Genomic DNA, 9,122 nt, shown 5'->3' on the forward strand with positions numbered 1-9,122 from the left:
TGGTACTCACCGACGGGGATGTGAACGCATCATTGAGGCTGGGACTGGCAGGCGCATTGACGGGAGGAGCCTATAAGGCATTTAGCGGCAGTGGATTTTTGACCCGAATCGCAGGCAATGGCGTGGCCGGTGGCACGTCGAGCAAGTTCCTGGGCGGGTCGTTCCAAAGGGGTGCTATTCTTGCTGCATTGACGGTGTCGGCGAGTGAGTTGGTGACACGGGTGACGAAAACCAGGCCGACTTTCAGGACGGCCAGGGGGGAGGCAGTGGGAAAACTAAGAACCGAGGAGCTAAAAATCGCAATACGGGATGGGTTGATTGATTGCAGTAAAATAAATTGTGATGCACCTATACCGGGTGCGCCCACCGTGGGCAATATTGTGGCAGTGAAGAATGCAAATTTCTTTAACGTGCCTGTCTCAACTATTCCAGTTGAAGCTCTAAAGAATAATCCGGGATTTTTTAGTAGTGAAAGTGGGATTCTGTCTTTCTTCGCAAAGACTGTTCCGGGGCTAAATTCTGGAGCGGTGTTCCACGATAGCAGTTTCGGTCAACTTGCGAGAAACGTCTCGCCGATTTTTGAAAACAGAGCCATTTTGGCTACGACTATTCCACCATTCTTTGCCGTGCAGGGCGTAGCTCTCGGTGTGCCACAAATAGTGGATGGCGTGAGGAATGTCGATGATCAGTAGCAGAAGACCTGCACAGGTGATTATTCTGTCTGCATGCCTGCTGTTATCAGGGTGCAGCGCAACCTATCATAGTATGAAAAGCTACCCCTCTTTATCGCAAGAAAACGAATTCACAGGGAGGGAGCTAAGTCCTTTGGAAGAGCTTCCGCCGACCCGCATGTCGATATCAGGTGTCCAGATAGATATACGCACACGAAATGTCATGACCTTGCGTGTTTATGACACCAGTTTCATGGTTCCGATCGAAACGTTTAACATGGAGTCGGATCAATCCGGTGCAGGCAAAGATGATATAGGAAAGAAACCGTTCAAAATCGATCTTTATCTTATGGCCGATGGAGAAGGCGCGGCATTCACACCCTCTAGAACAAGATTGTATTTCGACAAAAACAATGAGCCTATATCTCCGACAGGAATTTATGGTTCTGCGAAAGGTAAGCAGTGTGGGAAGCGGCCTGTTAGCGCCTATGCTTATACGACCAACATAGACAATACACTGATAACCGGCGAGCCAATATCTGTGGTGAACAAGAATATAATAAAAGAGAACGAACGAGCCTACCTCGCCAACCAGACATGTTTGCGTCTTACTTTTGATGTAGTCACGCCTGACCCTGCAGAGAAATTTCGTCTGGAGCTGGGCGATATCGTGACGCCGTCACAGCAGACGATCAGGCCAGTGATCTACTTTAATCCAGTTACCTATAAAGCTTTTACGCACTGAATGTTGGCTCTACGACACCGCCGCCAACGGCGCAGGCAAAATGGCGATTAAATGGCAATAACAGGAACTCTTCTATTGTTTTTTCCAGTCATCCAGTCGCGGTTGCCGTGAATAAGCAGTAAAATGGCGTGTGTAATGTGTCTTGGAGGTCGGTTGTGTAGGATGTACTTGGGGTTGTTCAATCAATAATATATTTGGAGGATGATATGTCAGATTATACAGCATGGAAAGTTGCGGGAATTTTATTCACTTCGGCAATTGCGCTTGCCGGATGCGGCGGGGGTGGCAGCGGAAGCAGTGGTAACCCGGCTGCGGCCAGTGCGCCTGTGGCGATCAGCGCAGCCAATGCGCCTCAGGTCTCGGGTGTCGCATATGATAGCACCGTCGGTCTGGATAGTGCGGGATCGGGCGGTGGCGTACTCACGGGTGCGGTGACTCAGACTGGCGGTAGAGTGGATATCAGTGATGCGCTTGTGTCAGTGCTCGGGGCTGCCCAGCCGTTAATAGCCGGCGGTCAGTTTTCCTTTGTTACCGGGGTTGTGGTATCCGGCAGCGATGTTTGTACAGGGGGAGGTGGTTTCAGCTTTACACTGGACGACGTAGATAACAACAGCGACATCTCTACGGGCGACACCATGAGTCTCACATTCAGTAACTGTAATGAAGCCGGTGTGGTTCTTAATGGCAGTATCTCTCTTAATGGCCTTGTCGTTTCCGGCGACATCACAAGCTTCCCCTATACCCTGCAGTTTACCATGCAGATGAGTAACCTGGTTACAGTGGAAAATGGTGAGAGCGTAACAGTGAGCGGTAGTACGACCTTTGCCGAGTCCACCACGGACGGTGTGATATTCGTCGGCTCCCTGAGCGGAAGCAGTATCCAGTATACGGCAGGTGGTGTTACCGCGACGGTCACCGGCTTCCAGCTCGATACCACTGAGGATATCGGAACAGGCGCCTACTCGCTCGATGTCACTGCAACCGTCAGCAGCCCGGCCATGGGCGGCCAGGCCACTATTGTTACTGACACGCCGTTTCAGGGTACTGGTAATAACGATCCGTTCAGCGGCCAGGCCACAATTACCGGCGCTAACAACAGTCGCGTGACATTGATCGCAATCGATGCGATCAATGTACGTCTGGAGGTTGATGAAGATGGGGATGGTGTGACCGATACGACGATTGATACGACCTGGAATGCATTGTAGGACTGCGCGCGCCACACGGCTTGCGTGTGGCGCCATGTCCAGGGGTTTGATCATTGCTCTATCTTTAATTCTGGTGTTCCTGCTGGTATATCCTTCGCGTGTTGATGCTCATGGCACGGGGATATTGGCGATTCGTGGCGGCCTCCTGAATTTCGACATGCAGGAGTTCGATGAGCAGGATGAACGCCTGGTACGCGAATCGGGTCAGCTTTACGGCATCGACGCCGATGTAGGGCTTCGTGGCAAGCAGGCGGAGATCAGGCTGGGCGCCGCGTATTACGGAGGGGACGTTGATTACGACGGGCAAACCCAGACAAATGTTCTGATAAACAGCTCCACCCGTGAGCGCATTGTGGATGTGTCGCTTACGCTGGTTTACCACCTGCCATCCGTTGCAGTCCCCGCTTTGTCTTTGTACGGCGGTCCCGGTTACCGCCATTGGCGCCGCGACATTCAGTCTGTCGGTACGGTTGCCGGCCTGGAGGAAACCTACCGTTGGTGGAAGTTCCAGGCTGGCATGGAGATGAGCTGGTGGCGGGAAAAAAATCGCTGGATACTGGATGGCCGGGTAATTCGCACCCTGAACCCGGGGGTTGACGTTGATTTGGGTGCCGGGTTTGAAGCGACCGGGCTGGATCTCGGGGAGAGGTGGGGCTGGCGGGTCGGGGGGCGCTGGGTACGTGTATTGTCGCCTCGGTTGGAGGCTGCACTCGATCTGTTCTACGAACGTCAGAGCCTGGGCAAGAGTGACGGGGAAACATTACGACGTAATGGAGCACCCGTCGGATCAATTTTCCAGCCCCGAATCGAGATGAAAAATTCTGGAATATTTATCGGGTTAAGGCAGAGCTGGTAGGAATTCCGTCTTGGCAGGGCGGAGTTCTTCGAGTACAATCTCGCCGCTTCCGATGCTGTCATTCTGACGGCCTGAAGTCGTCTGGCAACCAGCCAGCAATAACGCACAACTCCTGCTGGAGGTTTCATTGACTACATCGGCCTTACTGGCCCTGGCAGACGGCAGCCTGTTCCGCGGGCGGTCGATCGGTTCGGCTGGCCAAAGCACAGGTGAAGTGGTGTTCAACACCGCGATGACCGGCTATCAGGAAATCCTCACGGATCCCTCCTACGCGCGCCAGTTGGTGACGCTGACCTATCCCCATATCGGCAATGTCGGGGTGAACCCGGAAGACGAGGAATCGTCCGGCATTCAGTGCGCCGGGCTGATTATCCGTGACCTGCCGCTGACCTGGAGCAGCTGGCGTGGCCGCCAGTCGCTGGATGCCTATTTACAGGAACAGGAAGTGGTCGGCATTGCCGATATCGATACCCGCCGGCTGACCCGCATCCTGCGTGAAAAAGGCGCCCAGGCGGGTTGCCTGGTGGCCGGCGAACAGATTGATGAGCAGGCCGCTATCGAGGCCGCGCGTGCCTTTCCCGGCCTGAAAGGCATGGACCTGGCCAAACAGGTTACCACCCACCAGCCCTACGAGTGGGCACAGGGCAGCTGGACGCTGGATGGCGGCCTGCCCGAGGCGCCGCATCCCATCGACGAGAAACTGCCGCGCCATGTGGTGGCCTACGATTTCGGCGTCAAGCGCAACATCCTGCGCATGCTGGTGGATCGCGGTTGCCGTATCACGGTGGTGCCGGCACAGACCCCGGCGCAGGTGGTGCTGGACCTGAACCCGGACGGCGTGTTCCTGTCCAACGGCCCGGGTGACCCGGAACCGTGCGATTACGCCATCGAGGCGATACGCACCCTGCTGCACGAAGACCTGCCGATCTTTGGTATCTGTCTCGGCCACCAGTTATTGTCGCTGGCCAGCGGCGCGCAGACGGTGAAAATGAAATTCGGTCACCACGGCGCCAACCACCCGGTGCAGGATCTGGACAGCGGCGTGGTGATGATTACCAGCCAGAACCACGGGTTTGCCGTGGATGATGCCACGCTGCCGGAGTGTCTCGTGGCGACCCACCGCTCACTGTTTGACCAGTCGTTGCAGGGCGTGCACCGCACGGACAAGCCGGCGTTCAGTTTCCAGGGACACCCGGAAGCCAGTCCCGGCCCGCACGATGTTGCGCCGTTGTTCGATCATTTTATTGAATTGATCGATGCGGTGCGTGATGGCAATGCACAGGCATCGGCTTGAGGCACTGCTGGTTAAACCTCTTCCGTCATGCCAGCGCAGGCCGGCATCCAATACGCTGAGGTCATGGATTCCGGCATACGCCGGAATGACAAATTACTGAACTTAAAACCGAGCAAAGCAGGCGCATGCCAAAACGAACCGACATAAAAAGTATCCTCATCATCGGCGCCGGCCCTATTGTCATTGGCCAGGCCTGTGAATTCGACTACTCGGGCGCGCAGGCCTGCAAGGCGCTGAAGGAAGAGGGCTACCGGGTCATCCTGGTCAACTCCAACCCGGCCACCATCATGACCGACCCGAACACGGCGGATGCGACCTACATCGAGCCGATCACCTGGGAAACCGTGGCGCGCATCATTGAAAAGGAGCGCCCGGACGCGCTGCTGCCAACCATGGGCGGTCAGACTGCGCTGAACTGTGCCCTGGATCTGGCTCGCGAAGGCGTGCTGGAGAAATATGGCGTGGAAATGATCGGCGCCAGACGCGAAGCTATCGACAAGGCAGAGGACCGCGACCAGTTCCGCGAGGCGATGCTGAAGATCGGTCTCGATATGCCGCGCGCCGCTGTCGCGCACAGCATGGAAGAAGCCTTCCAGGTACAGGCACAGGTCGGTTACCCGACCGTTATCCGGCCGTCCTTTACCATGGGTGGCAGTGGCGGTGGTATCGCCTACAACAAGGAAGAGTTCATCGAAATCTGCGAACGCGGGCTTGAACTTTCGCCAACCAGCGAACTGCTGGTGGAAGAATCCATCCTCGGCTGGAAAGAATATGAGATGGAGGTGGTGCGCGATCACAAGGACAACTGCATCATTATCTGTTCCATCGAGAACTTCGACCCGATGGGCATACACACCGGTGATTCCATTACCGTGGCGCCCGCGCAGACACTGACCGACAAGGAATACCAGATTATGCGCGACGCGTCGCTTGCCGTGCTGCGCGAGATCGGCGTGGATACCGGTGGCTCCAACGTGCAGTTCGCCATCAATCCCGAAAACGGTCGCATGATCATCATCGAGATGAACCCGCGCGTGTCACGGTCCTCCGCGCTGGCATCCAAGGCGACCGGTTTCCCGATTGCCAAGATCGCCGCGAAACTGGCGGTCGGGTACACGCTGGATGAATTGAAGAATGAAATCACCGGTGGTGCAACGCCGGCCTCGTTCGAGCCGTCGATCGATTACGTGGTGACCAAGATTCCGCGCTTTACCTTCGAGAAATTCCCGCGCGCGGAAAACCGCCTGACCACGCAGATGAAATCGGTCGGTGAAGTCATGGCCATTGGCCGCACCTTCCAGGAATCCATGCAGAAAGCGTTGCGCGGTCTGGAAACCGGTATCTACGGGTTTGACGAGCACATCGATCTTGAACAGGACAATGCACTGGATACTATCCGCCGCGAACTGCGCGATGCCAGTGCCGACCGCGTGCTGTATCTCGGTGATGCCTTCCGTGCCGGCCTGTCGCTGGAGGAAATCCACGACCTGACAAAAATCGATCCCTGGTTCCTGGTGCAGATCGAGGAGTTGTTGCAGATCGAAGCCGAAGTGCGTGAGCAGGGTGTTGGTGCGCTCAATCGTGAACGGGTGCGCAAGCTGAAACGCAAGGGCTTTTCCGACCACCGCCTGGCAAGCCTGCTGGGTATCGACGAGTCAGCGTTCCGCAAACTGCGCCATGAGTTCGAGGTGCGCCCCGTGTACAAGCGGGTCGATACCTGCGCTGCCGAGTTTGCTACCAGTACCGCATACCTGTATTCGACTTATGAAGAAGAGTGCGAGGCGGAACCGACCCGCAGCGAAAAGATCATGGTGCTGGGTGGTGGTCCGAACCGTATCGGCCAGGGGATCGAGTTCGACTATTGCTGTGTGCACGCCGCGCTGGCGATGCGCGAGGATGGTTATGAAACCATCATGGTCAACTGTAACCCGGAAACGGTGTCTACCGATTACGACACCTCGGACCGTCTCTACTTCGAGCCGTTGACGCTGGAAGATGTACTGGAGATTGTTCACAAGGAACAGCCGAAAGGGTTGATCGTTCAGTACGGCGGACAGACACCACTGAAGCTGGCGCGTGCCCTGGAAGAAGCCGGTGCGCCGATTATCGGCACCACACCGGACAGTATCGACCTGGCCGAAGACCGTGAACGTTTCCAGCAGCTGATCAGGGAGAACGGTTTGCTGCAGCCGCCGAACCGTACCGCGCGCAGTATTGACGCGGCACTGGCGCTGGCCGATGAGGTCGGTTACCCGCTGGTGGTGCGGCCCTCCTACGTCCTCGGCGGACGTGCCATGGAAATCGTTTATAACGAAGACGATCTGCGTAATTACATGGCTGTGGCGGTCAGTGTGTCAAATGAATCGCCGGTGCTGCTGGATCGTTTCCTCAATGATGCCATCGAGGTCGATGTCGACGCTGTCAGCGATGGTGAGAATGTTCTGATCGGCGGCATCATGCAGCATATCGAGCAGGCTGGCGTGCATTCCGGTGACTCGGCCTGCTCATTGCCGGCCTACAGCCTGAGCAAGGAAATCCAGGATGTCATGCGCGAGCAGATGCGCACCATGGCGAGAGCGCTGAACGTCGTTGGCCTGATGAATGCCCAGTTTGCCATCCAGGGTGACGATGTCTATGTGCTGGAAGTGAATCCTCGCGCCTCGCGTACCGTGCCGTTCGTCTCCAAGGCAACGGGACTTCCACTGGCCAAGATTGCTGCGTGCTGCATGGCCGGACGTTCGCTGATTGAACAGGGTATGACCGAAGAACGCATCCCGTCCTATTTCTCGGTCAAGGAAGCGGTGTTCCCGTTTGTGAAATTCCCCGGTGTTGATCCCTTGCTTGGACCGGAGATGAAGTCAACCGGCGAAGTCATGGGTGTCGGCCGCAGTTTTGGCGAGGCCTTTGCCAAGGCGCAGATTGCGGCCGGTGAACTGCTGCCGCGGGCGGGTGGCAAGGTGTTCATCAGTGTCCGCGAAGCCGACAAGGATGATGCTGTGCAGGTGGCTGCCGAGCTGGTCAAGCAGGGTTTTAACGTGGTTGCCACACGGGGTACCGCCAGTGCGATCAGCGCCGCAGGCACGCGCTGCGAAGTGGTCAACAAGGTCATGGAAGGACGACCACACATAGTAGATATGATCAAGAACGAGCAAATCGACCTGATTGTAAACACCACCGAGGGCAAGCAGGCGATTGCCGATTCGTATACGATTCGCGGGGCGGCGTTGCAGCACAAGGTGCCGTACAGCACCACAATTGCACATGCCTACGCGACCAGTCTCGCATTGACCTGTATTGATTCACCGATTGTTGAACGGTTGCAGGACCTGCACCAGGAGTTCGTGGCATGAACAAGATTCCACTCACCAAAAAAGGCGCGGAGAAGCTGCGCGAAGAGTTGCAGCGCCTCAAGACCGTAGACCGCCCACGCATTATTGCGGCCATTGCCGAAGCACGTGCACACGGCGACCTGAAAGAAAATGCCGAGTACCATGCCGCGCGCGAACAGCAGAGTTTCGCCGAGGGACGCATCAAGGAAATCGAAGGCAAGTTGTCCCATGCCAATATCATCGATGTGGCAGAGCTGGATGCCGGCGGCAAGGTCGTGTTTGGCGCCACAGTGGTGATTGAAGACCTGGACAGTGGCGGGGAAGTGACCTACCAGATCGTCGGTGAAGACGAGGCGGACATCAAGGAGGGGCGTATCTCATTCAGTTCGCCGATTGCGCGTGCACTGATCGGAAAGTTCGAAGGCGACGAGGTTGCCGTGGTCACGCCCGGCGGTGAGAAGTCTTTCGAGATCGTCGAAGTTCGTTATGAATAACGAATACCATGAGTACTGCCTGTCATGAATAATGCCTGTCATACCGGCGCAGGCCGGAATCCAGCTCGCCGGAGCCTATGGATACCGGCCTCGCCGGTATGACGGCCTGATCAAACCTGTGGCGCCTGCCCGATTACACGCCGGCGAACGCATCCTGCTGACGCTATGGGTCGGCGGCCTGTGGGCTATCGGTTACATGGTCGCCCCGGCCCTGTTTGCCACACTGGAAGATCGTACGCTGGCCGGTACCCTGGCCGGCGTCATGTTCAATATTATCGCCTGGGTCGGCCTGGCCTGTGGCAGCCTGCTGTTACTCTTCAACCAGATTCGTCACTCCGGCAACCGCCTGAACCTGCGCGCTGTCGTGCTAATACTTATGCTGGCGCTCACAGCCGCAGGCCAGTTTATCCTGGCACCCCAGGTGGCAGCGATGCGCGTTGAAGGACTGGCTGGTAGCGAGGCATTTGCCGCGATGCATGGCATTGCCTCGGTTGCCTACCTCATAACCAGCGTACTCGGTCTGGT

8 protein-coding genes are annotated in these 9,122 nt (G+C 56.6%); all 8 read left to right on the forward strand.

The genetic code is table 11. From position 1 onward, the window contains the following. Nucleotides 1-692 (forward strand): hypothetical protein (locus ACW81B_RS11690; RefSeq protein ID WP_491580404.1); only part of this gene is annotated, 692 nt, incomplete at its 5' end. Next, entirely contained in the window at nucleotides 676-1,416 is a 741-nt protein-coding gene (locus ACW81B_RS11695) for a hypothetical protein (RefSeq protein WP_491580405.1), read from the forward strand. The genes ACW81B_RS11690 and ACW81B_RS11695, both read left to right, overlap by 17 nt. Before the next feature lie 452 nt (nucleotides 1,417-1,868). Then, the gene (locus ACW81B_RS11700; RefSeq protein WP_491580406.1) at nucleotides 1,869-2,624 is read left to right on the forward strand and encodes a hypothetical protein; all 756 of its coding nucleotides are present in this window, start codon (nucleotides 1,869-1,871) and stop codon (nucleotides 2,622-2,624) included. Nucleotides 2,625-2,658: 34 nt separating this feature from the next. Beyond that, a complete protein-coding gene (locus ACW81B_RS11705; protein ID WP_491580407.1) occupies nucleotides 2,659-3,480 on the forward strand; it encodes an outer membrane beta-barrel protein in 822 nt (273 codons plus the stop codon). Between the two features lie 127 nt (nucleotides 3,481-3,607). Then, nucleotides 3,608-4,774, forward strand: coding sequence for a glutamine-hydrolyzing carbamoyl-phosphate synthase small subunit (carA, locus tag ACW81B_RS11710; protein ID WP_491580408.1), 1,167 nt, complete (start codon nucleotides 3,608-3,610; stop codon nucleotides 4,772-4,774). A gap of 125 nt (nucleotides 4,775-4,899) precedes the next feature. Beyond that, nucleotides 4,900-8,124 carry a carbamoyl-phosphate synthase large subunit gene (gene carB / locus ACW81B_RS11715; RefSeq protein WP_491580409.1) on the forward strand — a complete coding sequence of 1,075 codons (3,225 nt, stop codon included), beginning with the start codon at nucleotides 4,900-4,902 and terminating at the stop codon, nucleotides 8,122-8,124. Next, nucleotides 8,121-8,597, forward strand: a complete 477-nt coding sequence (gene greA / locus ACW81B_RS11720) for a transcription elongation factor GreA (protein ID WP_491580410.1) — start codon at nucleotides 8,121-8,123, stop codon at nucleotides 8,595-8,597. The genes carB and greA overlap by 4 nt, the downstream gene beginning before the upstream one ends. Before the next feature lie 31 nt (nucleotides 8,598-8,628). Continuing rightward, a partial coding sequence (locus ACW81B_RS11725) for a DUF4149 domain-containing protein (RefSeq protein ID WP_491580411.1) occupies nucleotides 8,629-9,122 on the forward strand: 494 nt, incomplete at its 3' end.

Source organism: Thiogranum sp., from assembly GCF_058323355.1.